The sequence below is a fragment of the Streptomyces sp. NPDC051020 genome (assembly GCF_040683105.1).
GTDB lineage: Bacteria > Actinomycetota > Actinomycetes > Streptomycetales > Streptomycetaceae > Streptomyces.
Genome location: NZ_JBFBCG010000010.1, coordinates 78251 through 103310, shown reverse-complemented (window position 1 = coordinate 103310; position 25060 = coordinate 78251). Strand labels below are relative to the sequence as shown.

The 25060-nt window shown below is 69.5% G+C and carries 26 protein-coding genes and 1 pseudogene; 11 read left to right on the top strand and 16 right to left on the bottom strand.

Features of this window, described 5'->3' with window-relative positions:
• Nucleotides 1–613 precede the first annotated feature (613 nt).
• Nucleotides 614–2983, bottom strand: coding sequence for an ABC transporter family substrate-binding protein (locus tag AB0N06_RS08295; protein ID WP_366133889.1), 2370 nt, complete (start codon nucleotides 2981–2983; stop codon nucleotides 614–616).
• 285 nt (nucleotides 2984–3268) lie between these two features.
• Here AB0N06_RS08295 and AB0N06_RS08290 point away from each other — a divergent pair, with 285 nt between their 5' ends.
• The 4 genes from AB0N06_RS08290 to AB0N06_RS08275 all read left to right on the top strand — a co-directional run bounded on the left by AB0N06_RS08290 (nucleotide 3269) and on the right by AB0N06_RS08275 (nucleotide 7190).
• The gene (locus AB0N06_RS08290) at nucleotides 3269–3517 is read left to right on the top strand and encodes a hypothetical protein (protein WP_366133888.1); all 249 of its coding nucleotides are present in this window, start codon (nucleotides 3269–3271) and stop codon (nucleotides 3515–3517) included.
• A gap of 203 nt (nucleotides 3518–3720) precedes the next feature.
• Nucleotides 3721–4503 carry a hypothetical protein gene (locus AB0N06_RS08285; RefSeq protein WP_366133923.1) on the top strand — a complete coding sequence of 261 codons (783 nt, stop codon included), beginning with the start codon at nucleotides 3721–3723 and terminating at the stop codon, nucleotides 4501–4503.
• The gene (locus AB0N06_RS08280) at nucleotides 4504–6420 is read left to right on the top strand and encodes a fumarate reductase/succinate dehydrogenase flavoprotein subunit (protein ID WP_366133887.1); all 1917 of its coding nucleotides are present in this window, start codon (nucleotides 4504–4506) and stop codon (nucleotides 6418–6420) included.
• Nucleotides 6417–7190, top strand: coding sequence for a succinate dehydrogenase/fumarate reductase iron-sulfur subunit (locus AB0N06_RS08275; RefSeq protein WP_366133886.1), 774 nt, complete (start codon nucleotides 6417–6419; stop codon nucleotides 7188–7190). Before AB0N06_RS08280 ends, AB0N06_RS08275 begins: the two co-directional genes overlap by 4 nt.
• Before the next feature lie 6 nt (nucleotides 7191–7196).
• On the opposite strand, the pseudogene AB0N06_RS08270 reads toward AB0N06_RS08275, so the two are convergent.
• From AB0N06_RS08270 to AB0N06_RS08245, 6 genes and pseudogenes are all read right to left on the bottom strand, one after another.
• Nucleotides 7197–7385: pseudogene (locus AB0N06_RS08270) on the bottom strand (isochorismatase family protein); the annotation flags it as partial.
• A gap of 133 nt (nucleotides 7386–7518) precedes the next feature.
• On the bottom strand, nucleotides 7519–10077 hold the full coding sequence (locus AB0N06_RS08265) for a SpoIIE family protein phosphatase (protein ID WP_366133922.1): 2559 nt from the start codon (nucleotides 10075–10077) through the stop codon (nucleotides 7519–7521).
• A gap of 193 nt (nucleotides 10078–10270) precedes the next feature.
• The gene (locus AB0N06_RS08260; RefSeq protein WP_366133885.1) at nucleotides 10271–10699 is read right to left on the bottom strand and encodes an ATP-binding protein; all 429 of its coding nucleotides are present in this window, start codon (nucleotides 10697–10699) and stop codon (nucleotides 10271–10273) included.
• A gap of 152 nt (nucleotides 10700–10851) precedes the next feature.
• On the bottom strand, nucleotides 10852–11316 hold the full coding sequence (locus tag AB0N06_RS08255) for a (deoxy)nucleoside triphosphate pyrophosphohydrolase (RefSeq protein WP_366133884.1): 465 nt from the start codon (nucleotides 11314–11316) through the stop codon (nucleotides 10852–10854).
• A 77-nt stretch (nucleotides 11317–11393) separates the two neighbouring features.
• Nucleotides 11394–11594 carry an SPOR domain-containing protein gene (locus AB0N06_RS08250; RefSeq protein WP_366133883.1) on the bottom strand — a complete coding sequence of 67 codons (201 nt, stop codon included), beginning with the start codon at nucleotides 11592–11594 and terminating at the stop codon, nucleotides 11394–11396.
• Nucleotides 11595–12225: 631 nt separating this feature from the next.
• Entirely contained in the window at nucleotides 12226–12978 is a 753-nt protein-coding gene (locus tag AB0N06_RS08245; RefSeq protein ID WP_366133882.1) for a GntR family transcriptional regulator, read from the bottom strand.
• A gap of 177 nt (nucleotides 12979–13155) precedes the next feature.
• Here AB0N06_RS08245 and AB0N06_RS08240 point away from each other — a divergent pair, with 177 nt between their 5' ends.
• Nucleotides 13156–14268, top strand: a complete 1113-nt coding sequence (locus AB0N06_RS08240; RefSeq protein WP_366133881.1) for a threonine synthase — start codon at nucleotides 13156–13158, stop codon at nucleotides 14266–14268.
• 128 nt (nucleotides 14269–14396) lie between these two features.
• On the opposite strand, the gene AB0N06_RS08235 is transcribed toward AB0N06_RS08240, so the two are convergent.
• From AB0N06_RS08235 to AB0N06_RS08225, 3 genes are all read right to left on the bottom strand, one after another.
• The gene (locus AB0N06_RS08235; protein ID WP_366133880.1) at nucleotides 14397–14534 is read right to left on the bottom strand and encodes a hypothetical protein; all 138 of its coding nucleotides are present in this window, start codon (nucleotides 14532–14534) and stop codon (nucleotides 14397–14399) included.
• A gap of 31 nt (nucleotides 14535–14565) precedes the next feature.
• The gene (locus AB0N06_RS08230) at nucleotides 14566–14787 is read right to left on the bottom strand and encodes a hypothetical protein (protein ID WP_366133879.1); all 222 of its coding nucleotides are present in this window, start codon (nucleotides 14785–14787) and stop codon (nucleotides 14566–14568) included.
• Nucleotides 14788–14887: 100 nt separating this feature from the next.
• Nucleotides 14888–15115, bottom strand: coding sequence for a hypothetical protein (locus tag AB0N06_RS08225; RefSeq protein WP_366133878.1), 228 nt, complete (start codon nucleotides 15113–15115; stop codon nucleotides 14888–14890).
• A 273-nt stretch (nucleotides 15116–15388) separates the two neighbouring features.
• Between AB0N06_RS08225 and AB0N06_RS08220 the strand changes: the two genes are divergently transcribed.
• Complete coding sequence (locus AB0N06_RS08220) at nucleotides 15389–17098, top strand: DNRLRE domain-containing protein (RefSeq protein ID WP_366133877.1); 1710 nt, start codon at nucleotides 15389–15391, stop codon at nucleotides 17096–17098.
• Nucleotides 17099–17141: 43 nt separating this feature from the next.
• Here the strand turns inward: AB0N06_RS08220 and AB0N06_RS08215 are convergent, their stop codons facing one another.
• The 6 genes from AB0N06_RS08215 to AB0N06_RS08190 form a co-directional block, all read right to left on the bottom strand.
• Nucleotides 17142–17624 carry a S26 family signal peptidase gene (locus tag AB0N06_RS08215; protein WP_366133876.1) on the bottom strand — a complete coding sequence of 161 codons (483 nt, stop codon included), beginning with the start codon at nucleotides 17622–17624 and terminating at the stop codon, nucleotides 17142–17144.
• Entirely contained in the window at nucleotides 17621–19453 is a 1833-nt protein-coding gene (locus AB0N06_RS08210; protein ID WP_366133875.1) for an ABC transporter ATP-binding protein, read from the bottom strand. Before AB0N06_RS08210 ends, AB0N06_RS08215 begins: the two co-directional genes overlap by 4 nt.
• Complete coding sequence (locus AB0N06_RS08205) at nucleotides 19450–20004, bottom strand: redoxin domain-containing protein (RefSeq protein WP_366133874.1); 555 nt, start codon at nucleotides 20002–20004, stop codon at nucleotides 19450–19452. Before AB0N06_RS08205 ends, AB0N06_RS08210 begins: the two co-directional genes overlap by 4 nt.
• Nucleotides 20001–20135 (bottom strand): hypothetical protein, encoded by a 135-nt coding sequence (locus AB0N06_RS08200; RefSeq protein ID WP_366133873.1) that lies wholly within the window; start codon nucleotides 20133–20135, stop codon nucleotides 20001–20003. Before AB0N06_RS08200 ends, AB0N06_RS08205 begins: the two co-directional genes overlap by 4 nt.
• A 73-nt stretch (nucleotides 20136–20208) precedes the next feature.
• Nucleotides 20209–20388 carry a hypothetical protein gene (locus AB0N06_RS08195; RefSeq protein ID WP_366133872.1) on the bottom strand — a complete coding sequence of 60 codons (180 nt, stop codon included), beginning with the start codon at nucleotides 20386–20388 and terminating at the stop codon, nucleotides 20209–20211.
• A gap of 73 nt (nucleotides 20389–20461) precedes the next feature.
• Nucleotides 20462–20995 carry a redoxin domain-containing protein gene (locus AB0N06_RS08190; RefSeq protein ID WP_366133871.1) on the bottom strand — a complete coding sequence of 178 codons (534 nt, stop codon included), beginning with the start codon at nucleotides 20993–20995 and terminating at the stop codon, nucleotides 20462–20464.
• Between the two features lie 110 nt (nucleotides 20996–21105).
• Here AB0N06_RS08190 and AB0N06_RS08185 point away from each other — a divergent pair, with 110 nt between their 5' ends.
• The 5 genes from AB0N06_RS08185 (at nucleotide 21106) to AB0N06_RS08165 (ending at nucleotide 25042) form a co-directional block, all read left to right on the top strand.
• Nucleotides 21106–21903 carry an AfsR/SARP family transcriptional regulator gene (locus AB0N06_RS08185; RefSeq protein ID WP_366133870.1) on the top strand — a complete coding sequence of 266 codons (798 nt, stop codon included), beginning with the start codon at nucleotides 21106–21108 and terminating at the stop codon, nucleotides 21901–21903.
• Between the two features lie 345 nt (nucleotides 21904–22248).
• Nucleotides 22249–22830, top strand: a complete 582-nt coding sequence (locus tag AB0N06_RS08180; RefSeq protein WP_366133869.1) for a Uma2 family endonuclease — start codon at nucleotides 22249–22251, stop codon at nucleotides 22828–22830.
• A gap of 307 nt (nucleotides 22831–23137) precedes the next feature.
• Nucleotides 23138–23407 carry a type II toxin-antitoxin system Phd/YefM family antitoxin gene (locus tag AB0N06_RS08175; RefSeq protein WP_019434848.1) on the top strand — a complete coding sequence of 90 codons (270 nt, stop codon included), beginning with the start codon at nucleotides 23138–23140 and terminating at the stop codon, nucleotides 23405–23407.
• Nucleotides 23400–23663: a type II toxin-antitoxin system RelE/ParE family toxin gene (locus tag AB0N06_RS08170; RefSeq protein WP_352180826.1), complete on the top strand. Its 264-nt coding sequence runs from the start codon at nucleotides 23400–23402 to the stop codon at nucleotides 23661–23663. The genes AB0N06_RS08175 and AB0N06_RS08170 overlap by 8 nt, the downstream gene beginning before the upstream one ends.
• A 107-nt stretch (nucleotides 23664–23770) precedes the next feature.
• The gene (locus AB0N06_RS08165; protein WP_366133868.1) at nucleotides 23771–25042 is read left to right on the top strand and encodes a hypothetical protein; all 1272 of its coding nucleotides are present in this window, start codon (nucleotides 23771–23773) and stop codon (nucleotides 25040–25042) included.
• The last annotated feature ends 18 nt before the right edge of the window (nucleotides 25043–25060 follow it).

The following is a 25060-nucleotide window of genomic DNA, read 5'->3' as shown; positions in this document are numbered from 1 at the left end:
CCACGGCTACCCCCCATGGTACGGGGCTGGCGCCGTAGCGGCTTCCTGGGCAAGGGTTACCGGCCGCTCACAGACGGCGACCGGCGCCGTCGGCTGCGCGGGCCGCGGCCGGGCCGTTCCCGCCGAACGCCTCGTCACAGCCGACTGCTCAGGCACCCGAAACCGTTCAGTTCGCCACATGTCCGACGGTCTGCTCGCCCTTCGCTCCCCCCGCTGCGAAGAAGCGGAAATCGGCCTCGACCGGCCGGAGGGTGCTGTACGCCACATACCGGCCGTCCGGCCGCGCGGCCGGGGCCCCTGTCTGCCGCCTCCCGGACCGGAGCCGCCTCCCCCGCCCTTCGGACGCGATGGCAGCCCATCGCCCTCGCGCTTCGTGTTTCTGCCCCCGTCGTCGTGTCTTCCGGCGAATTTCACCGGCGGCCACGGACTCCCCGGCCGGGGAGCGCCTCAACGCGGCAGTTGAGCGACTTCGGAGGGAGAGGGGATGCGCGGTGTGGGGGGTGTCCGCGCATGGGGCGCCCGGGTCAACAGGTAGCCACGACCTTGCCCGCCGAGTGCCTCGGCGGGCAAGGGAATTGAGTCACTTCTGAGCTTCTACTGCGGCCCTGACCTGCTACTTCTTACGATTCGCGGGAGATCCTGCCGCTTGCGGCTTCTTGAAACCGATGTCCTGGTAGTGCGGGAATCCGAAGCCGAAGGCGCCGACATTCACAAGCTTCTTGTCGGTGGCCACGAGCTGTGGGCGCTGATACAGCGGAATCGACCCTGCGGCCGCCCAGATCCGGGCGTCCGCCTGCTTCATCAGGTCCTCGGCAGCCCCCTCGTCGAGTTCGGAGACCGCCTGGTCGAAGAGCTGGTCGATGTGGTCCGTACCGACGCGGGTGTAGTTCTGCTCGACGAGCAGCGAACCGTCGGTGGCAGGGACCGGCTTGGCGAAGATCGGCCGGTCGTCGGTGGCCGGGTAGGCGGTGGCGGGCCAGGAGTACAGCGCCAGGTCGTAGTCGCCGGAGGCGACATGGTCCTTGAAGTAGCTGGCGTCCGAGACCTTGATGATCTCGGTGCGGATGCCGACCGAATCGAGCATGGCCGAAATCTTGTCCCCCACGGTCCGCAGCGACTCCGAGCCGGGTCCGGACGGCAGGACGAAACGCAAGGTCAGCAACTTACCGTCCTTGCCGAGGGGGCCGCGGACGGACTCGGCGCCCCCCTTGGCCGGGGCCGCCGGTGCCGCAGTCCCCTCGGGGGCGTAGGCGCCGACGGCGCCGCCCGGCCCGCGCTCCTGGGCGGTGACCTTCTCCCGGGTGCCCTCGGCAGGACGGGTATCGGTGACGGTACGGGCCTCGGCGTACGCGTCCGAGAAGGTTCCGGCCTGGCGCAGCAGCGCGGCGCTCTGGACGGCGGCGGCCGGAGCGGGGGCGAGGACGCGGCTGATTCCTTCACCGTCACCCGGCTTGTTGTCGCCGTCGGTCTTCGCGGCCTTCCCTTCCTTCGCGGCCTTCCCTTCCTTCGTGGCCTTCGCTTCCTTCGTGGCCTCGCCCGCCTTCTCCTCAGCTGCCTTGCCCTTAGTCTTCTCGCCCGCGCTGCCCGCCTTCGTGCCGCCGGGCTTCTTCGCCGCGCCGTCCCGGGTCCAGCCGGCGTCCGCCAGCAGCGCCTGCGCCGCCCCGGTGTCCTGGTCGCCGAGCGCCCCACTGCTGTCGTGGTAGCCGCGCTGTCCGGCCACTGCCAGGTGGCTGCCGAGCGGGGCAGCGGGCAGGCCGAGCGGACTCAGTACGACGTCGGCGAGCTCCTGGCGGTTCAGGGCCCGGGCGACCGCGCGGCGCACCCGATTGTCGGCCAGTGGCCTGGACTCGCCGTTCAGCGCGAGCTGGGTGTAGGCGGGCTCCAGCGACTTGCGCAGAACGTAGGCGCGCAGCCTGTCCTGCTCGGAGGCGTACACCTCGGCGGCCGCCCTGACCTTCTCCCTGGCCGCCCGGGCGACCGCCGCCGCTTTCTCGTCCGAGCCATGCGCCACGGCCCAGGAGCGCATCGCCGCGGCCGGGCCGCTCTCCCAGCCGGGGCCGTGGGTGAGCGGTTGCCCGTTGCCCCCCTTGTCCCGTCCCGCCGCCACGATCCGGTGCGCCGCCGCCGCGTCGACATCGGCGACGTCGATCTTGCCCTCGACCAGCGCCGCGGTGCGGTCCTGCGGCTTGACCGCACGGAAAACGATCGAGTCGAGCTTCGCCTGGCCGCCCCACCAGCGCGGGTCGCGGACCAGGGTGATGGCGCCCTTCTCCTGGTCCACGCTGCGCAGCCGGAAGGGTCCGGAGGTGGCCTTCAGCATGGTCCGCGCTCCGTCGTTGAAGGCCTTCGGGGAGCCGGTCACCTCCTTGGGGTACAGCGGGGAGAAGAGGGCGCGCCAGTCCGCGTACGGCTTGGCGAAGGTGACCCGGACCTCCAGGTCGTTGGCGCCTCGCTCGATCCGTTCGATCCGCTCGTAGCCGGCATTGCGGGCGGTCCAGAACGCCGAGTCCTTGCCGCTCAGCGCCCGCCACTGGGCGACGAAGTCGGGAGCTCCGATCTCCCGGCCGTCGCTCCAGACCGCCTGCTGGTTGAGCCGGTAGAGCACGACCTGCTTGGGCTCGCGCTCGACAACCTCTGCCGATTTCAGATAGTCCCGGTTCATCTGCGGGGTGCCCTTGGCGTCGAGCGGGAAGAGCGTCGGCAGCAGTGCCCCGGTGATGCGTGTGGTGGTGGCGTCGGCGTCCGCCTGGAAGGCGTTGAAGGTCGCGGGCATCGCGTCGATCGCCCAGTTGACCGTGCCGCCCTCGGCGATCTGGCCCCGGCCCGCGGGGGCTACGTCCTGCGGAACGGCGACGGCTGCGGTGCCCTCCTCGTCCGAGCTGCCGCACCCGGCGAGCGCAGGCATCGTGAGCACACCCGCGACAAGGAGTGCGAGCGGGCGGCGCTTTCGGACCATCCCGCGCGGGACGCCGACGTGGGACATGGCTGATACCTCCGGGGCCGGCCCGGCCCACCCGTACTCGAATGGACCAGATGATGCGTATGTTGGTGGCATTGGCTGCTGATCACACTGGTTCCGCTCATCCAATGAAGGTGCCCACGCGCGCGAGACGGCGCAGACACGGCGCACGGCCCGCGAACCTCACCTGTGCGGCGGAGCACTGGGCAAAGACGGGGCGGCCCGCTCCCTTCCCAAAGGGGATGTGACGCGCGACACTCGCATGCGCATGAGCATTGCCACCCGCTACTGCGGAGGTGAGAGCAAGTCATGTCACTGCAGGACGAGTTGACTGCTGTTCAGCACTGCCTCGACGACCTGGTCCGCACCGTCGGACGGCTGGAGCGGAGCCTTGCGCGGCTGCGCACGGCCGACACCGGTCCGCAGCCACCCGGGCCCGCCGCCGGCACCCACCCCGTCGACGGCGTCATCACGATCACCGAAGCGCCGTACGACGCCACCCTGTGGACGGACTCGGACGACGAGGGTCTGGGCGTCCGCGGCAGGCACGCCCCCTAGGGCGTGTTGCGAAAGTCCCGCCTGCCAGGCGACGCCTGGCCCGCACGCTCAGACGCCGCCCGGCTCGCACTACGGCCGGACGACGCTCCTTTCGAAACGCGCCCCAGGAGGGTTCCTTGGCCACCGGCACAGAACCAGGTACGGAACCATCCCGGCGCAAGGCCCCCGCGCGGCACGGCGCACGCACCACCCGGCCGTCCGGCGTGCACGACGCCTCGCGGGCCGCCATCGCCGCCCGCCATCTGCGGACCGACCGCTGGTGGCTGGCCCCCGCGGTCACCGCGGGCGGGCTCCTCGCCTTCATCGTCTACTCGACCTGGCGGGCCTTCTCGAACGCCGACTACTACGCCGCCCCCTATGTGTCGCCGTTCTACTCGCCCTGTCTGGCGGAGAACTGCGCGCCCATGCGGCACGGCCCGAACTGGGAAATCCTCGGCAGCTGGTGGGGCCTCTCCCCCGCCCTGCTGATCTTGGTCTTCCCGCTCGGCTTCCGGCTGACCTGCTACTACTACCGCAAGGCCTACTACCGGGGCTTCTGGGCCTCACCCCCGGCCTGCGCGGTCGCCGAGCCGCACACGACGTACACCGGCGAGACCCGCTTCCCGCTGATCATGCAGAACATCCACCGGTACTTCTTCTACGCCGCGATGCCGGTCGCCGGGATCCTCACGTACGACACCGTGCTCTCCTTCCGCGACGAGCACTACGCCTGGGGCCACATGGGCCTCGGCTCCTTGATCTTCCTGATCAACATCACGCTGATCTGGGCGTACACCCTGTCCTGCCACTCCTGCCGGCACATCATCGGCGGCCGGCTGCGGCACTTCTCCAAGCACCCCGTGCGCTACCGGCTGTGGGGCTGGGTGGGCCGGCTGAACGCCCGGCACATGCTCCTCGCCTGGGCCTCCCTGATCAGCGTGGCGCTCGCCGACTTCTACGTGTATCTCGTCGCCTCCGGCGCCTTCGACGATCCGAGGTTTTTCTGAATGACTGAGCTCGAACGGCAGAAGTGGGACGTCGTCGTGGTCGGTGCCGGTGGCGCCGGGCTGCGCGCCGCCATCGAGGCGCGGGAGCGCGGGGCCCGTACCGCGGTCATCTGCAAATCGCTCTTCGGCAAGGCACACACGGTCATGGCGGAAGGCGGAATTGCCGCCTCCATGGGCAACGTGAACTCCGGGGACAACTGGCAGGTGCACTTCCGCGACACCATGCGCGGCGGGAAGTTCCTCAACCAGTGGCGGATGGCGGAGCTGCACGCCAAGGAGGCGCCGGACCGGGTCTGGGAGCTGGAGACCTGGGGGGCGCTCTTCGACCGTACGCCGGACGGAAGGATCTCCCAGCGCAACTTCGGCGGCCATGAGTACCCTCGGCTCGCCCACGTCGGTGACCGTACCGGCCTCGAACTGATCCGCACCCTCCAGCAGAAGATCGTCTCGCTGCAGCAGGAGGACCACCGCGAGCACGGCGACTACGAAGCCCGGTTGAAGGTCTTCCAGGAGTGCACCGTCACGCGGGTGCTCAAGGACGGCGAGAGGGTCAGCGGGACCTTCTGCTACGAGCGCGAGTCCGGCCGCTTCTTCGTCCTCGAGGCGCCCGCGGTCGTCCTCGCCACCGGCGGCATCGGCAAGTCCTTCAAGGTCACGTCGAACTCCTGGGAGTACACCGGCGACGGCCACGCCCTCGCGCTGCTGGCGGGCGCGCCTCTGCTGAACATGGAGTTCGTACAGTTCCATCCGACCGGCATGGTCTGGCCCCCGTCGGTGAAGGGGATCCTCGTCACCGAGTCGGTGCGCGGCGACGGCGGGGTGCTGCGCAACTCCGACGGCAAGCGGTTCATGTTCGACTACGTCCCCGATGTGTTCAAGGAGAAGTACGCGCAGTCGGAGGAGGAGGGCGACCGCTGGTACGAGGACCCGGACCACAACCGCCGCCCGCCCGAGCTGCTGCCGCGCGACGAGGTCGCCCGCGCCATCAACTCCGAGGTGAAGGCGGGCCGCGGCTCACCGCACGGTGGCGTCTTCCTGGACGTGTCCACCCGGATGCCGGCCGAGACGATCAGGCGGCGGCTGCCGTCGATGTACCACCAGTTCAAGGAGCTGGCGGATGTCGACATCACGGCGGAGGCGATGGAGGTCGGCCCGACCTGCCACTACGTGATGGGGGGAATCGCCGTCGACTCGGACACCGCGGCAACCGTCGCCGTGCCCGGTCTGTTCGCGGCGGGCGAGGTCGCGGGCGGCATGCACGGCTCCAACCGGCTCGGCGGGAACTCCCTCTCCGACCTGCTGGTCTTCGGCCGACGCGCCGGGCTGCACGCCGCCGAGTACGCGAGCGGGATCGGTGACCCGCCGGTGGTGGACGAGGAACAGATCGACGCGGCGGCGGCGGAGGCCCTGCGTCCGTTCAGCACCGAGGAGCCTGACGCCGCCGGGGGGCCCACGGAGAATCCGTACACCCTCCACCAGGAACTCCAGCAGACGATGAACGACCTGGTCGGCATCATCCGGCGGGCACCCGAGATGGAACAGGCGCTGGAGACCCTCGCCGAGCTGCGGAAGCGGGCGCGCCGCGCCGGGGTCGAGGGCCACCGCCAGTTCAACCCGGGCTGGCACCTCGCCCTGGACCTGCGGAACATGCTGCTGGTCAGCGAGTGCATCGCCCGGGCCGCCCTGGAACGCACGGAGAGCCGCGGCGGCCACACCCGCGAGGACTGTCCGACGATGGAGCGCTCCTGGCGGCCGGTCAATCTGCTCTGCCGACTGTCCGACGACGGCGCCCAGCCGCTGGGCGGCCGGATCGAACTCGTACGGAAGACGACCGAACCCATCCGACCGGACCTGCTCTCCCTCTTCGACAAGGAGGAGCTGGTCAAGTACCTCGCCGAAGAGGAGCTGTACGAGTGAGCAGCTACGAAGCCCGGTTCAGGGTCTGGCGCGGCGACACCGACGGCGGTGACCTGCAGGACTTCTCGGTCGAGGTGAACGACGGCGAGGTCGTCCTCGACATCATCCACCGGATCCAGTCCGGCCAGGCGGGCGATCTGGCGGTGCGCTGGAACTGCAAGGCGGGCAAGTGCGGGTCGTGCAGCGCGGAGATCAACGGACGGCCGCGACTGATGTGCATGACCCGCATGTCGGTGTTCGACCGGGACGAGACGATCACTGTCACTCCGCTGCGGGCGTTCCCGGTGATCCGCGATCTGGTGACGGACGCGACCTTCAACTACACCAAGGCGCGGGAAGTGCCCGCCTTCGTACCGCCGGAAGGGGTGAAGGCGGGCGACTACCGGATGCAGCAGGTCGATGTGGAGCGTTCGCAGGAGTTCCGAAAATGCATCGAGTGCTTTCTCTGCCAGGACACCTGCCATGTGGTCCGCGACCACGAGGAGAACAAGGCGGCGTTCGCCGGACCGCGCTTCCTGATGCGGGTCGCCGAGCTGGACATGCACCCCTTGGACGCCGCCGCCGAGTCGGGACTCGACCGGAAGGCGACGGCGCAGGAGGAGCACGGGCTGGGCTACTGCAACATCACGAAATGCTGTACGGAGGTCTGCCCCGAGCACATCAAGATCACGGACAACGCGCTGATCCCGCTGAAGGAGCGGGCGGTGGACCGCACGTACGACCCCCTGGTGTGGCTGGGGAACAGGATCCGTCGGCGGGAGGCTCGCTGAGACCGGTCAGCCGAGCAGCTTGACGATCGCCTCGGTGGTGTCCGTGTCGCCGAGCCTCGGGAAGATCTTCCTGATGCTGTCGGTGTGGGAGCCGCCGTCCTTGTCGGTGACCGCGTCCGTGACGACGGTGACGTTGCAGCCGTGCTCGTCTGCGTTCCGGGCGGTGGACCCGACGCCGATGCTCGTCGCGACTCCCCCGCCCAGTTCGAGCGGCTGGACAGCCTGGGCGACAGCGCCGAGGCCGAGGCCCGGCTCGCCGCTCCGAATACGGCATCATGACCGCCGCACCCGGAGCAGCGCCCGTACTGCCCACGTCCCGGTCCCGCGTTCAGAACATGCTCAGCAGCTGCTCGACCGTGCGCTCTGCGGCCGGTTCCCCGTCGGGCAGCGGCAGTTCGAACCAGACGGTCTTGCCGCGCGGAGTCCGCCTCGAACCCCAAGCCGCACTCAGCAGTCCGACCAGCTGCAGCCCGCGCCCGCCCTCGTCCGTGTCGCGTGCTCGGCGTCGCCGCGGCTGGACGAGGCCTGCGTCCCATACCTCGCACACGAGCGTACGGTCACGCAGCAGCCTGAGCCGGATCTCGCCCTCGCCGTAGCGCAAAGCGTTGGTGACCAGCTCACTGACGAGCAGTTCGGTGGTGTCCACCAGGTCATCGAGTTCCCAGGCGAGCAGTTGTCGACGGGCCAGTTCGCGGGCACGGGCGACGGAGCGGGGTTCGCGCGGCAGCCGCCAGTCGCCGACCGCGTCGACCGGCAGCCCCTGGATGCGGGCCATCAGCAGGGCGATGTCGTCCTCACCGTGCCGGGTGTCGAGGGTGGTCAGTACGTGGTCGCAGACGTCCTCGAGCGGGAGCTCGGGTTCGATGAGGGCGTTGCGCAGTGCCTGCAGTCCTTCGTCGAGCGGGTGGTCGCGGGACTCGACGAGGCCATCGGTGTAGAGGGCGAGGAGGGCGCCCTCCTTCAGTTCGACCTCGACTTCCTCGAAGGGTTCGCCGCCGACGCCGAGCGGCATCCCGGGTGGGACGTCGAGCAGCAGGGCAGGTTCGCCCGGCTCGACCACAACAGGGGGGAGGTGTCCGGCGTTGGCGAAGGTGCACCGCCGGGTGACCGGGTCATAGACCGCATAGACACAGGTCGCCAGGTAGACCTCGGAGAGATCTGCATCCCGGGCCTTGTGGGACGCCCGTGACGGCCACTGGGCGCCGCCGAGGCCGTCGGAGGGGGTGCTGACACCGGGGGTGCCCAGACCGCGGGCAACCTCGTCGAGCGCGGAGAGCACCTCGGCGGGTTCCAGGTCGAGGAGGGCCAGGGTCCTTACTGCGGTGCGCAGTTCACCCATCGCGACGGCGGCTCGCAGTCCACGGCCCATGACGTCGCCGACCACCAGGGCGGTGCGGTGTCCGGGGAGTTCGATCACGTCGAACCAGTCGCCGCCGACCTCGGTCGCGGTGTTGCCGGGGAGATAACGGCAGGCGATGTCGAGACCGGCGGCCTCGGGATCGCCCGGTGGCAGCAGGCTGCGCTGGAGGATGAGCGCGCGTTCGTGCTCGCGCCGGTAGAGGCGGGCGTTGTCGATACAGACGGCGGCGCGGGCGGCGAGCTCGGTGGCGAGGGCCCGGTCGCGTTCGCCGAAGGGTTCGCTGCCCTTGGTACGGGAGAACTGGACGAGGCCGACGACGGTGTCATGGGCGACCATCGGAACGGCAAGGGTGGACTGGACGAAGCCGCAGTCGTCGCCGGGGACGACCTCGATGTGGCCGGTCCGCAGGGCCATGGAGCAGGGGGAGTTGAAGGAGTAGCGGTGGACGGCGCCCAGGGCGGGCGGGTCGGTGGCACCGTCGGTCGAGGTGCTGTCCGAGGCAGTGGCCGGCAGGACATCCGACACGGCGCTGGCGAAGGCGACACGGCGCAGTTCCGCGGATCCGCCGACGGACTCGTGGTGGAGCGAGCCCCAACTGCCGGGCGGTGCCTCGTCACCGGTGAGCAGCCCCTGGTAGAGGTCGACCGAGGCGAGGTCACAGAAGCCGGGTACAGCGACGCCGAGGAGTTCGCGGGCGGTGGTCTCCAGGTCCAGGGAGTTGCCGATACGGGCGCCGGCCTCGTTGAGCAGGGCAAGGTTGCGGCGGGCGCTGGCGGCCTCTCGGGCGGCGATGTGTCGGCGGGTGACATCGGTGGCCAGTCCGGCTATGCCGATGGGGCGGCCTGCTCCGCTGTGCACGCGGTAGAGGTTCATCGACCAGTGGTGGTTCTCGGTGTCACCCGGTGCGGTGCCGACGAGTTGGAGATCGGTGACGGAGTCCCCGGTCTCCAGAACCCGCCTGAGCGTGGCGGTGAGCCGCTCGGCCTCGGGGCGGGCGAGATAGTCGTCGACCGTGCGGCCGCGGTGGTCGGCGGCCTGGCCGCCGAAGACGGTGGCGAAGCGCTGGTTGGCGCGTACGACCGTGAAGTCTGTGCCGAACAGCACGAAACCGAAGGGAGATTGACCGAAAATGGCCTGCGATGCCGCAAGGTCCGTCTCGATGCACCGCAAGGCGCGGACGTCCACGACGATGCAGAGAGCGGCCGGTTCCCCGCTCTCCGTCTCGCTGGGCATGACATAGACCTCGGCGAGACCGTGCACGGCGTCCTCGCCCGGCATCCGGAAGGGGACGAGGCCCGTCCACTCCTTGCCGTCGAGTATCTCGCCGACCCGGCGATGACCGCCGGTGCGCAGCTCTGCGGGCATGAAGGTCTCGACCGGGTCCCTGCCCACCGCCTCGTGCGCGGCAATGCCGAAGAGGCCGGCGGCCCGGCGGCTCCACTGCTCGATCAGCCCGTCGGGGCCGATCGAGAAGGAGGCGACCCTGATGTAGTCATAGATCGAGCCAGGCGGGCTGCTCTGCCACACGACATCGCCCGCCGTCCCAGGTATTTCGCTCACGCGACCGTCCCCTCCAGCTCACACACCGGACCGGTCCTGCCCGCAGTATTCAGCACTACGGCGCTTACCGACACGGCGTTCACGATCACAGCACGGCCACAGTCCCTTCCAGCCAGGATCTGCGCGACCTCTGGTGATCGCTGTGCGTCCCACCCCACTTCTAACCAGGGAGAGCGAGCTCGAACCACACCGTCTTGCCACTCTTTCCGCGGCGGGTCCCCCAGCGGCGTGCGGAACAGGCCACCAGCTGCAGCCCTCGGCCACCTTCGTCGTCAGGTGCGGCAGCACGTTCGGTGGGCGGATCCGGAAGCGGATCGGAAACTTCCACCAGCAGTCCGGGGCGGGTGTCCGGAGCTTCGCCATCGAGGCGGGGGCGCACCAGCCGCACCCCGATGGGGCCCGAGGCGTAGCGCAAGGAATTGGTCACCAGCTCGCTGACCAGCAGGACGGTCACATCACCCACGGCCGCGTCGAGCCCCCACCCCCGCAGCGTCTCGTGGACCGCATGCCGAGCAGTACGCACGGCGCCGGGCACTGCCGGAAAGGTCCACTCGGCGCAGTCGCCTTCGGTATCGATCACGCCGATCACTTCCCAAGACCAGCAGCGAGGAACGTCCTGTTTATGGGGGGCTAATCAGCACATACCCGATATTCAGGGCGGCCTATCGCCGGAATCGACGCGTAGGGCGTACGGGCGTACGGCGACGTGCGCGCACCGCGCGCCAGAGGGGGTGCGCCCGGTCAGCGGCACGCGCCGCCCGGCAGGCCCCGGGTCGGCGCGGATCCAGTCGGCGCGGTCCCGGTCGACGCGGATCCTGTCGGGAGGCGGCGCATGGCTTCGGCAACCGCGGGCCGGTCCTGCTCCAGCCAGTCGACCTCGTCGTCCTCGCCGGGCCCGAGCCAGCGCAGCTCGTCGTGGTCCTGGAGCGGCGCCGGCACTCCGGACACCACTCGAGCGGTCCACACCCGGAGTACGTATCCGGGCCCCAGCGGCCACTCGCCGGGGATGCGCTCCAGCGGCTCGGCCTCGACGCCGAGTTCCTCGCGGAGTTCACGTACGAGCGCCTGTTCGCCACTCTCCCCCGGCTCCAGCTTTCCACCGGGCAGCTCCCAGCGGCCGGCCAGCTCGGGCGGGGCACTGCGACGCGCGGCCAGCAGGCGCCCCTGGTCATAGACGGCTCCGGCCACCACCACGCGATCACTCATAGCCCGGAGCGTAGTCCCCGGCTCCACCCCTCACGGGCCCCGCCCCGCCCCGTACCACCCCCGCAGTCGGCCGCCGGTCACGGCCGGGCGCTCTGCCCGATGCGCTCCACCCAATAGAGCTGCTTGTGTCCGCGGTCGTCGAGATTGTCGGCGATCTTCTGCGCCTCGTCCTGCGTGGCATACCTGCCGACGCGATACCGATTGCCGTTGTCGTCCTGCCGTATCACCAGCCAAGGGAGCACGGCACCGCCGTCGCTCATCGTGTCCCTCCCGAGCATTGAACCCCTCCCCTGAACGGCGTGCACGTTTCTAAGGATCCCCCACGAAACCGCGGTACGCATATGCCCGAGCGTACGCCTGACCTTTACGCAACGGATAAGTAATGACACAAAGAGATACCGATCCGGCCAGCGCGAAGGCGCGCACCCACTCGGATACGCCCCAGTGCCTCGCAGATCGGCGTTCGGCACAGCCGCGTCCGGGAGGCGGCGGGTCGGCGACCGGCGCCCCGGGGGCCCCGTCGGAACCCGAGGCCCCGTCGGGCTGCGCCTCCTGAGCCCCGCCGGCGTGGGGGCTGGGTCCGTCATCGCCGGCTTCCCGTTCGTCCGCCCGGCGTGCGGAAACGAACGGGAAGCCAGGAGCGGGACATGACAACTCGTTACGGTCAGTGATGACCTCTCGGTTACGGGAACCAAGTGAGCTTGGGCACCGCCCCCCCATGTACCGGTCGGTCTTAACCCGTCGTCACAGCCCCAGGGCAGTCCGTCCGGGTATCGGTCACTCGGCAGAAATCCCGGCCGCGAGCCCGCCGGGACCCGGAAAAGTCCCTCGGGAGCGCTGCGCAAAGAGACCGGCGCCGAGCTCGGCAGCGGGCGCGCGACGAAGCCCGCCAGCGCGCCGAACCGCCGCTCACCTGACAGGAAGGTGGTAGGCGATCCGGTAGCGGTCGGCGGGCACCACCACGTCCGCCGTCTCGACCGCCCGCCCCGATGCGTAGTACGTACGCCCGATCACCATCACCACATGCCCCGGCACACCGCCCAGCGCCAGGAGCTCCTCCGCCAGCCCCGGGCGCGCGCCCACCTGCTCGGCCACGTTGTCCACGACGACATCGATCGCGGCCATCCGCTCGACCACCCCACAGCCGCCCAACGGGCCCTCCTCCGGCAGCATCACCGGCGTGCGCCCCGTGACGGCGAGGGGCTCCCAGGAGGTGGAAAGCATCATCGGCTCCCCCGCTTCCCGGAAGATGTATCTCGTACGCATCACCCGGTCACCCGCCTCGATACCGAGCCGTTCGGCGATCTCCGGACTCGCTCCTTCCTGCTCGCTGCGGGACTCCCACGTCCCCCGCGCCCCGTCCGCCGTCTGTTCCTGGCGGAACGGGCTGGCACCGGCGCCCGGACGGTATCCGGAACGGGCGATGCGACGCGGGACCGGGCGCTCGCGCACATACGTACCGGAACCGGAGCGTCCCTCGACCAGCCCTTCGGCCATCAGCACCTTGCGCGCCTCCAGCGCGACCGTGTCGGAGACTCCGTACTCCTCACGGATACGGGCCTGCGACGGCAGGCGCGTATGCGGCGGCAGCGAACCATTGGCGATCTTCTCTCTCAGATCGCTCGCAACGCGCAGATAGGCCGGCTGCTCACCGAAAGTCACAAGGCACTCCCAACAGGTTGACAGTCTGCAACAGCCTTGCAACCGTCGGTTGTGGACCGCAAGCACGGGCCAAAGTTTCACCCGAAGTGATGACCAGAAGACCGATGAAGATCTTGGTGAGGGGCGGTCCGGCGATCTTCGCCATTCACCCGCCGCACGGCTGACATCCTGGCGGGCATGGCCACGTATCTCTGCCCGCAGGACGGCACCCGCGCCGACGCCACATCCCTGACCTGGTGCTGTCCGGTCTGCCGCGGTCCCTGGGATCTCGACTTCGAGCCGGACGCGCCGCTCTCCGTCAACGCGCTTGCCGGGCGCGTCAATTCACTGTGGCGTTACGAAGAGGTGCTGCCCCTCTCCTCGCCCACCACCAGCCTCGGCGAGGGCCGCACACCGCTCGTGCCGCTCACCGGCACGGTCTCCGCCAAGCTCGACTTCCTGATGCCGACTCTCTCCTTCAAGGACCGCGGCGCCGTGATGCTCGCCGAGCTGGCCCGCCGTCTCTCCCCCGATCGCGTCGTCGCGGACAGCAGCGGCAACGCGGGAACGGCCGTCGCCGCGTACTGCGCGCGGGCCGGACTGCCCTGCACGGTGTATGTCCCCGAGGGCACCTCCCCCAAGAAGACCGAGCAGATCCGGGCCCACGGCGCCCGCCTGGAGATCGTCCCCGGCGACCGCGAGGCCACCGCGCAGGCTGCCAGGGCCGCCGCCGACTCCCCTGGCACCTTCTACGCCTCGCACGTTTTCAACCCGTACTTCCTGCACGGCACGAAGACGTACGTGTACGAGATGTGGGAAGACCTCGGCGGAAAACTCCCCGACGCCATCGCCGTACCGGTCGGCAACGGCACGCTGCTGCTCGGCGCGGCGCTGGCCACCGCGGAACTCCTCGCCCAGGGCCTGATCGACGCGCCTCCCGCCCTGATCGCCGTACAGGCCGAGGCCGTGTCGCCGCTGGCCACCGCGTTCCACCGGGGCGCGGACGGTCAGTCCGGCCGGGCCGCCTCCGCCGCCCCCACGCTCGCCGAGGGCATCGCCATCCCCCGCCCGCCGCGCGCCCGCCAGATCCTGGCGGCGGTGCGGGAGTCGGGCGGCACCTTCCTCACCGTGACGGAGGATCAGATCCGTACCGCGCAAAGGGACCTGGCGGCCCGCGGTTTCTACGTCGAGACGACCGGGGTCGCCTGCTGGGCAGCGGTCGGCGACTGGACGGACCGCAGTGTGGTCGTACCCCTCTGCGGGGCTGGACTCAAGACGGGCCTGGCCTCTGATCCGGACGCCCTGGGCTGATCCACGAAGGCGATTGTCCACGGGTCGGGCACGCTCCGGAAGCCCAGGGCACCCCGAGAGGCAGCGGTCGCGTTCGACGTGGCCGAGTCGGCGCCAGAGGCAAACGGTCGTTTTGCCGAGACTCGGAATCAACGCCCGCTGCGCCGGTGCGCACTGAGGGCGTCGGGCAGTCCGGGGAACGCTTCGCTCATCTCGGTGCGACGCAGGGTGTTCATGCGCGAGGTCCCGACGTAGTACTGCCAGATCAGGCCCGCCTCGCGCAGCATCTTAAACCCACTGACACCGGCGGGGACACGCTCAGCCAGTCACCCTGACCTGCACACCGTCGGACGGCCCCGTCCACAGCGGCTGGATGCCGGCGCGCACCTCGCCGGCTCCGGTGTCGGCCCCGATCTCGGGCGTACGCGCGTCGAGTTCGAGGTCACGCCGGCCGGACCAGACACCGGTCACACTGTCGCTTGTACGGACCTGTGCCGTGCCGCCTAGCTCGGCGCGCGGGTCCGCGAGCCGGGCGCCCATTTTGTGAGCACCTCTCAGTCGCCGGGGCGGTGAGACCGAGGGTCGCGAGGGTGAGGGCGGTCCGCCACGACCCTGGTGGTACGGCGGAAGAGGTGTGGGTTCACTGGGCTCCTCCAAGGGCTGCGGACGCTTCGGGGGTCGGGAGCTCACTGCTGCACGTGGTCCGGCCGAAGGCGCCGGTGGCGGTGGCGCGTTGGACGTGCTTGCCACGTACGGTCAGGGTGCAGCTGGCCGTGCCGCCCTTTTTGCCGAGGGTGACGTTGACGATCGGGGAAGCACCGAGCGGAACGCTCACGGTCTTCTTCCACGGCAGGCCGACATTGGTCACGACGTCCGCCTTGTCGCCGCCGGACCCGCGGTAGGAGATGTCGGCCGCGCCTTCGCCGAGCTGGACGACGGGGATGAGGGCACGACCGCGGCGGTGGGTGCCTGACCCGCCTCCGGAAACACGGCGTTCACGCAGTACGCGATCAACCGGGACTACCTGTACAACAAGGACTCGGTCGCGGGTGACACCTACACCTGGCAGCCCAAGCTGCCGGAGGACGGCACCTATCAGGTCGACGTCCACTCCGTCCCGGCCAACGACCGTTCCACCGCGGTGCCGTACACCGTCACCTACAGCGGCGGCACCAAGGCCTACACGGTCGACCAGCAGACCGGCACCGGCGGGATCTGGAAGCCGCTGGGCGCCCACCCCTTCAAGGCCGGTACCGCGGGCAAGATCGTCCTCGGTGACGGACCCGCCTCCACCTCCACCGCGGTGATCGCGGACGCCGTGCGCTTCACCAAGCCGGGCACCGTCTCGATGCCGGCGAACACGTACAACACGTGGCACTCCTTCTCGGTGAAGGACACCGTCCAGTCCTGGCTCGACGGCACCAGCACCAACAACGGCTTCGTCATCAAGGCCACCAACGAGGCAGCAGGCGCCCCCAAGGGCGGCCCGCGCTACGAGGCCTCGGAGTTCGGCTACGGCGGCGAGACCGTCAACTACCCCAAGCTGGTCCTCACCTACGGCCGCCCGGGCGTGACCCTGGACGCCCCCTCGGTGATCCACGACACCGGTGCCGAGCTGAACTGGTCCGCGTACCAGGACCCGGACCCGATCGCCTCCGGCGACAACCTCGTGGAGTACCAGGTCCACCGGTCGGTCTACCAGACCTTCACCCCGTCCGCGTCCACCCTCGTGGCCCCGGTCACCCCGGGTACGACAAAGTTCACGGACACCACGGCGGTACCGACCAAGGCCGACGACGCGGACCCCTTCGGCCGCGCGTACTACTACATGATCGCGGTCAAGACCAAGGACGGAAAGGTCACCCCGGCACCGACCCAGCTGGTGCGCCTACCGAAGGCCGGACGCACCACCAAGGTGTTCGAAGCCGCGCAGGACACCACGCTGTCCTCGACCGAGTCGACGCTTCCGCATGACACCGTGCAGGACGGGCTTCCGCAGAACTGGGTCACGGTCGGCAACAACTCGGCCACCTATGGCAAGACCCGCACCCTGCTGAAGTTCCCCGACCTGGGCATTCCGTCGACCGCCCGCGTCCTGGCCGCCAAGGTGCGGCTCTGGGGCACGCAGACCACCTTCTCCAACGCCGGGGCCAGCTACGAGCTGCGGCCGTTGACGAAGGACTTCGACGAGGCCACAGCCACCTGGGTCAAGGCCAACGCCACCACCAACTGGACCACGGCAGGAGGCGACTACGGCACGGCGGTGGCCGACACGGCCCCGGCCATGTCCAACGACCCGGCCCGCCACGACTGGAACGTCACCTCCCTCGCCCAGGGCTGGGTCACCACCCCGGCCTCCCAGCAGGGCGTCGTCATCAAGATGGCCGACGAGGCCGCCTCCCAGGAGCGGAGCATCTTCCTCTCCTCGGAGGCGACCGAGGAGCGGCTGCGTCCGCGCATCGTGGTCACGTACATCGACTCCACCACCGAGTCGACGTACTACGCGCCGCAAACCCCGGCGCGGATGACCCCGAACACCACCTACACGGTGGACCTCACCCTCACCAACACGGCTGTTCCTGCAGTGGGGAGAGCTGGAGGGCAAGGCGTTCGGCTGGCTCACCGTGAAGAGCGATCCCCAGGACTGGCGCGTCGCCTATATCGAGCCGGACGGCACCGCGCTCACGCACCTGGAGGACCAGACCTTCGCCACCTTCCTGCGCCGCCGGCTCAAGGGCAACAACTCACTGTTCTGAGCTCGGGGCAGCAGCGCCGAAACACCTCTGCCCGACGGCTCGAGCCGTCGGGCAGAGGTGTTTTTCGTCTCTTGCCGGTCACGGTGTCGTTCTGACGTGGGCCGTCCCAGCACCGTCCCGGTACGGTACGTCCCGGCCTCAGGAAGGAAGCGAAGCAGACTCACCAGAAGGCGCAGCGGCCCGCAGGCGGAACAGGACCGTTCCGATGAGCTTGTCCTCGGGGCAGTAGCCCCACTGTTTGGAGTCCGTCGAGCCCGGCTTCTCGCCCAGGAGGACAAGCATGCCCGGCGGCACGTGGGTACCGGGACATCGGCCGGCCCAGTGCGGTACGGGCTCTCCGGCGACGGCGACGATGCGTTTGACGTACCACGATTCGGGCGTGGTGCCCGTGGGGGCGTGCCAGCCGTGCTCGGGGTGGGGTGCGACGACGACGGCCACCCGGCCCGTGGCGACACGGCGTCTGCCGCGGAGCATGAGGATCCGGTCGCCGGGCATGAGGATCGGCGACATGCTGTGTCCGCGTACGGTCACGGCCACCAGCCGCCCACGCGCCAGCAACAGGGCTGCGGCGAGGACGAACAGTCCTGCGACGGCGAGGAGCACCAGGGCTGTGGCGGTCACCGGACGGTCTCCTCGTAGCCCTCGGCTTGCGTGGTGAAGAGCTCGGCATAGGTGCCGTGGGCGGTCATGAGCTGTTCGTGGGTGCCTGCCTCCTGCACGGTTCCGTCGGCGATGACGACGATGGCGTCTGCGGCGCGGACGGTGTTGAGGCGGTGGGAGACGAGGACGCTCGTCGCGCCCTGACGGAGTGAGGTGAGCCGGTCGTGGACGTGGCGTTCGGCGACCGCGTCGAGGCCGGTACTGGGTTCGTCGAGGATCATGAGATCCCGTTCGGAACGCATCAGGGCCCGGGCGAGGGCGAGGCGCTGCCACTGGCCGCCCGACAGCTGGACGCCAGGGCTGGTGTCTTCGGTGTCGTCGGGGAAGAACATCCGGCTGAGCATGGTGTCGTACCCCTGCGGGAGGCGGGCGAGGGCGGTGTGGATGTCCGCGGCGGTGGCGGCGGCATGGATGCGCCCATGGTCGTGGAGAGAGCCGAGGTCACCGAGGCCGATGTTCTCCCCGGCGGTGAGGTCGTACTCCATCGGGTCCTGGAAGACAACGCTGACTCGCCTGCGCAACTGGTCCGCAGGGAAGGCCTTGAGGTCGATGCCGTCCCAGTGGATGCTGCCCCGCTGCGGGTCGTAGAGGCGGCACAGCAGTTTGACGAGGGTACTCTTGCCTGCCCCGTTGAGACCGACGATGGCCAGGCTGGTGCCATGCGGGATGGTCAGGCTGATTCCGCGGAGGATCCACGGTCCGTCGGCGGTGTAGCGGAACCAGACGTCCCGGAGTTCGATGCCGTGGCTCAGGGGCGGTGGGGCGATCGGGGCGGCCGGGGCGGGGAGGTCGTCCCGGACCTGGGTGACATGCAGGTAGTGGCTGAACAGCAGGGCCGTCTGGTGGCTTTGGGCGATGCACCCCACCAGGCCGATGAGTGCCGTCTGCATGCCGGCGAGGGCGGCGACGAGGAGGGACACGTCACCAACGGTGAGGGCGTGGGCGGCGGCCTGGTGCACGCCCCAGACGAGTGCGCCGGTGGAGACGCCGGCTCCGAGGGCAGCGAGGGCCGTCTCGTAGGTGGCGAGGCGGCGGTCGAGCCGTTCCTCCTGCTGGTTGATGCTGTCGAGATCGGTACGCATGCGCTGCGCGAAGTAGCCGCCGAGGCCGTAGAGGCGGATCTCTTTCGCCGCTTGCGTGCCGGTGAGCAGCCCTCGGTAGAAGATCTGGCGGCGGGCGAGGTTACTGGTGCGCCAGAACATGTCCGCGCGATGCCGGCTGTTGGCCAGGTGGGCGAAGAGGGCCGGAACGGCCGCGGCGATGAGGATGGCGGCCAGGGTGGGGCTGATGAGCAGGAGACTTCCCAGGAAGCCCGCCAGGGTGAGGACTCCCTGGGCGCCCTGGAGTGCTGCACCGACGAGTCGCTCGGCCCCCTGCGCGCTCTGGATGGCGAGTTGGACACGGTCGTGGAAGGCGGGCTGTTCAAGCTTGGACAGGCCGCTGAGTCGGTTGACAGCCGTGAGCAGGTCGCTCTGGGCCCGGGTGGAGGTGGCGCGGCGGATGCGGCCGTCTGCGTAGGAGGAGATGGCTGAGGCAGCAGCGAGGAGGACACTGAGCAGGCCGATGCCGGCCGCGGCCCAGTTGAGGTCCGAGGCGCGGAATTCATCCGCGGTGAGGCTGTCGACCACGTACTTGAGCAGCCAGGAGGCGGCTATGGGGGCTGTCCCCGCGATGACGACGGTGGCGCATCGGACGGCGAGGGCCCCGGGGCAGGACCGCAGCGTGAGGGCGAGTACGGCGGTGAGGCCCCGCAGGAATTCGGCCGTGCGGGAGGTGGACTGCCCGCTCATGCGGTGAGGAGGTTGAGCGCGGGCAGGGAACCTTGGCCGATGCCTGTCTCTGTGATGGTCCCGTCGGCGTCGAGGAGGACGAAGGTGGGGTGGTGACGCACGCCGAAGGTGCCGGCGACGGGACCGTTCGGCGGTTCGGTGGCGGTGAGTTCGGTGAGCGGTCCGACTGCTTCGAGCAGGGGGCCGGCTTCGGCGGGCTGCCCACTGATGACGGCGACGAGATGCGCGCCTGACGGGGTGTTCGCCTCGGCCCACCGCTGGATCTCGGGGAGGCTTTCCCTGGTGGGCCCGCAGTCGGGACGGAGGAAGCAGATGAGGGCGGGGTGCCCGGCCAGGGCGGATTCGGTGACTTCGCCTCGGGGAGTGTGCACGGTGAAAGCAGGGGTGCGGTCACCTTCGTGTACGGCAAGGGCTGGAGGGCCCGAGGTCGCGGCGGCCGAGGCGGGGGCGGCCATCGTGGCGCGCCAGCGTTTGATGACCGCAAAGGTGAGGAGGGCGTTGACGAGGGTGACCGCGGCGACAAGGGCGAGGCCGGTGATGGCGTAGCTCACTCTGTGATCGTCCTTTCAGCGTTCGCCGGTGCGAGCGTGGCGAATCGGCGGCGGTCGCACAGCTTGGCGAGGCCGGCCACGGCCGGCACGCAGATCAGGGTCAGGCGGCAGACGAGCAGCAGGTCGGACAAGGATGACTCCGAAGGAATGGGTCCTGGGCCGGCGGGCACGGGGCGAGCCGCACGCGGCCCGCCCCGTGGTCGTTCAGCAGTAGTTCCAGCTGCCGCAGCTGACCCCGCACGCGCCGGTGTAGCAGCAGCGGCGGCACCGCTGGGCGCTGGTGCTCCACTCGGTCCAGCAGTCCGGCGCGCAGCCCGCCTCGGCTTCGGCCTTGGGCAGAATCCGCGCGATCAGGCGGCCCGCACCGGCTTTGAGTGTGCGCATGGTTCTCCTCTTCCTGTGTGGATGGGAAATGCGTACTCCGCGGTGCGACCGCGGTCCGCGGTCGCACCGGGGTTCAGGAGGCCGCCGATACCGGCTCGCGGCCGGCGGCGGAGGGAGCGGCGACGACGCCGTCCTGGTAGCTGAGGATCGTGGGGAAGGCAGGGACGCGCAGGGCGCGGAACAGTGGTGACGCCTCGGGCTCCAGTACCACCTCGTCCGCCGGCCCGACGAGTTGGGCGGTCAGGCTGCTCTCGCCGGCTTCGGCGCCGATCACCAGGGCCAGGACCCGGCCGCCTGTTGCCCGGGTCCGGTCGGCCCGTTCGGCGAAGCCGGGGAGGCTGTCGGTGCAGGACGGGCAGTCGTGGGCGAAGACGCCCAGCAGCAGTTCCCCGGAGCGGAAGTCGTCCTGGGTCAGGGTCCGGCCGCTGAGCGCGGTGGCGGTGAAGTCCGGGAGCCCGTCTCCGGGTTGCGGCCCCTGGGCTGCGAAGTCGTCGCGTCGGCGTACGACTTCGAGCTCCTGCCAGCGGCGCAGGATGACCATGAGCAGGACGAGGTTGAGCAGGGCGGCGGCTCCGACGAGCACCAGACCGGCAATGACGTAAGGCACGTTTCGACCCCCTGGCGCGGTTGCACGGGGGAGCAGTGTGATACATGAGGCCTGTCGCGAGGATGCCAAGATCTTGCCAGGAACATGACGAGCTGAGCATCATTGCCACCATGCTCGCCACGGGGTCGCATTTTCGAGTGCTCGGCAGAGTTGAGTGGACCGTCGACGGACGCCCCAGAACCATCGGTCGCCGCCGCGAGCGTCTGCTGCTGGGTTTACTCCTGCTGGAGATGGGCCGGCCGCTCCCGATGGACCGGCTGGTCGATCTGCTGTCGGACGAGGACGAACGGCCGCGGTCCCGGGCCGATCTGTATGTGGATGTCTGCCGGCTGCGGGCGAGCCTTCGCCAGGGCGGGTGCGACGGGTCGGTGCGGCTGGTGCGGAGCGGTTCGACGTACGCCCTGACCGGCGATCCGCAACTGGTGGATCTGCACCGCTTCACTCGGCTGGTCAACCGGGCTCAGCAGTGCACCGAGCCGCAGGAGGTTTCACGACTCGCCTCGTCCGCCCTGGCCGAGTGGCGGGGGTCGGTGCTGCAGGACGTCGCAACCGAGCGGACCCGCCGAGGTGTCGGCACCACTTTCGACGAATTACTGATCTCGGCGCAACTGCTGCGTGTGGCGGCGGAGTTCAAGCTGCGTAACTACTGGTCGCTCGCCGCGGAGCTCGCGCGGCTCACCGAGGACTATCCGGAACACGAGATGCTCTTGGCCTTCCGTGCGGCCACGCTCTACGAGTGCGGCCGTCGCGCGGATGCGCTGCGAGTGCTGTCCTCGGCGCGAGCACGAATGACCGCGCGGCTGGGGTTGGATCTGAGCCGCGAGCTGCAGGATCTGCGGGAGGCGATCCTGCGGGACAATCCCGTGGACCGCCGCATCTTCCGCTGTGGCGCCCTGGGCGCCGTGTGATGCACCGTCGCAGCCCCACCGACCCGGCACGGTGGAGGTGAGCAGGGGCGATCACCCCCCCGCTCCATTCGAGCCCCAGCATCACCGCCACGCGTTCCAGCTGCCCCCAGAAGCCCTTCGGTGCCGCCCATCCCTCACCCAGTTCCTCGAGCAGGTCGAGCGCCACTTCCCACTCGTCGCGTGCGAGGTAGTCCCAGACATCGGAAACGGTGACGTCGTTGTCGGTGGCAACGCCTTCGGGCACCAGCAGCGAGGCGGCCTCAAGTATCCCGACGACATCCACGTGCCGATGATGGATCAGCAGCACAACACCCCTCTTGACGGCACAATCGCTAGGGTTGGTTCATGACCGCACTGCCCGACTGGATGCGCCCGCCGCGCGCGGAAGGCTGGTTCGCGGAGGACCTGGACCGTCTCCCCGAGGCACCACGCCACACCGAGCTCATCGACGGAGCACTCGTCTTCATGATGTCGCCCCAGCGGTCCTGGCATGGCCGCCTCGTCACCGCCCTGACCACCACACTCATGGCGCAGGCGCCAGCCGGCTTCGAGGTCGAGCGGGAGATGACGATCCGCCTCGATGCCCGCAACCGCCCCGAGCCGGACCTTTTGCTGACGGGCCTGCCCTACGACCCCGACCGCACCTGGTACGCCCCAGAGGACGTGAAACTCGTCGTCGAGGCCGTATCCCCCGAATCCGCCCACCGCGATCGCACCGTAAAGCTTCGCAAGTACGCAGAGGCCGGCATCCCGCACTACTGGTGCATCGAGGATGAGGACGGGGCACCCGTCGTCCACGTCTACGAGCTCGACGAACCCACCGGCGCCTACGCGCCCGCCGGTATCTTCCGGGGCACCCTCCAACGCCCGGTGCCCTTCGCCATCAGCCTGGACCTCGACAAGCTCACACCGCCCCGAAGCAGCTGAGAAGTCAGCACCACGTCAGCACGGGAACACAGAAGGGGTCGGACTCGCCGCCGAAGTCCGACCCCTTCTGACCTGCGCATGTGACGAAATCACCTCACACACAGCAACGTGATGGCTACACGCTGAAGCGGAACGTTCGACACAGAGCCGTGACCTGCGAAAACGCGATTTCCGGCGATCTTATCCAGCACCTGTCCAGCACGGTGCGAATACATCCAGCACATCCGGCACGCACAACCGGCAGGGAGCGAAGCCCGTCCACCTTCCGGCATTGTGTACACATGAGACACTCGGTACTCTTGAGCGCATGACACAGCCACTGCCCATAGAGTCCATCCGTGATGTGCGCGCTCACCTGGCCGAGGTCGTGGAACGCGCAGACCGCGACGACGTGCCCACCGTGATCACACGCCGAGGCAAGGAAGTCGCCGCCGTGGTGTCCATTGAGGTGCTGCGCAAGTACCAGGAATGGGAAGAGCGCGAAATCAACCGAATCATCGACGAGCGCATGGCCAATCCGGCACCTGGTATCCCGATCGAGGACATCATGAGGGAGACGCTGGCGCGCGGTGAGTGAGTACCGAACCGTCTTCCGACCCGAGGCGCAGGCGGAGCTTCGTAAGGTCCCTCGCGATATGGCGCTCCGCATCCTGGCCAAGCTGACCGAGTTGGAGAGTGACCCACTCGGCTTCAACACCACCGCACTCGTGTCCCAGCCCGAACGCCGCCGCCTACGAGTGGGCGACTATCGCGTCGTCTACACGATCGACAACGGCGAGCTGGTGGTGTGGGTCGTGCACGTCGGGCATCGCTCCACCATTTACGACACCTGACCCTGCGCCAGGAACACATGCAGCCGACTGGAAGCCGCTGAAGGCAGCGGCACCAGCGTCCGGACCGGCCGCGCCGGACTGTCAGTGGCGGCTGCTTCCATAGCGCCATGAGCACTGTGTACGAGACCGCCGCCCTTCTCCCCGACCCGGCCCAACTCCGTGCCCATCTGCACGCACTGGCCGTCCTGGACACCGGGATCGGCGGCGATCCGCGGTTCTGCCAGTACACCTTCGACACCGCCTGGGGCCCCGGCACGGAGGCGGCCCTGATGGAGACCGGCTCAGGGGACGACTTCTCCGTCTTCTTCACCCCGGCCGGCGTGCTCATACGCGGCTTCGACCACGAGTCGCAGATGAGTCCGTACGGGACGGACGACGAGCGGGTCTGGCCCGGCGTCATCGATGACGTGCCCGCCGCGCTGCGCCCGCTCCTGGACGAGCCCGCCTTCCGCGATGAGGGCATCGACGCCCCTCGGGTCACCGCCTGCCTGTGGCGGGAGACCGGCGACACTGTCTGGCACACCGGCTCGACCATCGCCTTCCCCGCCGACAGCGAGGACCCGGACGGCTCCGGCTTCCTCTTCCACCTCCTCACCGACCGGTCCCCCGAGGCCGTCCAGGCCCACTTCGAGGACTACTACGAGCGCCCCGTCCCCATCGACGCCATCCGCCACATCCTGGCCGGACACCCCCTCGCCCCAGCGATCGCCGGGGCCCTCAACCCGGCCGTCCTCTCGGACAGCGCACTGCTCCACAGGATCGCCGCACATCCCGAGGTCGCCTCCTACCTGTCCTGCGACGGCGAGTTCGACCTCGCCCGCACCGACCCGATCGAGTCGATCGCTCTGCCCAACGGCCTCTCGGTGGAGCCCGTCGCCGGCTGCAACGCGGGAGGCACCCACTACCTCTGCGGCCCGGCCGTCCCAGACGGCCCCCGCCCCGTCCTCTACACCGACTCCGAGGGCCGGGCCTCCCTCATCGCCGAGTCCCTCGCCGAGGCCCTGACCCTCGCCATCGCCCTCCCGTCCTGGCACGACGCCCTGGCCGGCTTCCGACCCCCCGCCCTCAACGCCGACTACCTCGACGACCACCCGGACCACCCCGCCGTCCGCGACCGTCTCCTCGCCGCACTTCGACTCCCCCCGGCCACCGACCGCGAGGTCCTGGACCACCTACTCACCACCGCCGCCCGCACCGTCTCCCACGGATTCCTCCCGCACGTTCCCGATGAGGAAGGGTCCGCCTTCGAGCCGATGCTCGAAGGGTCTACTGAGCAGGGCCAGGCCCGACCGCCGCTGACATCACGTCAGAACATCCAGCACCCATCCAGCACGGTGACAACGAAGGGGCCGACTCCCGGAGGAGTCGACCCCTTCTGACCTGCGCGCTTGACGGAT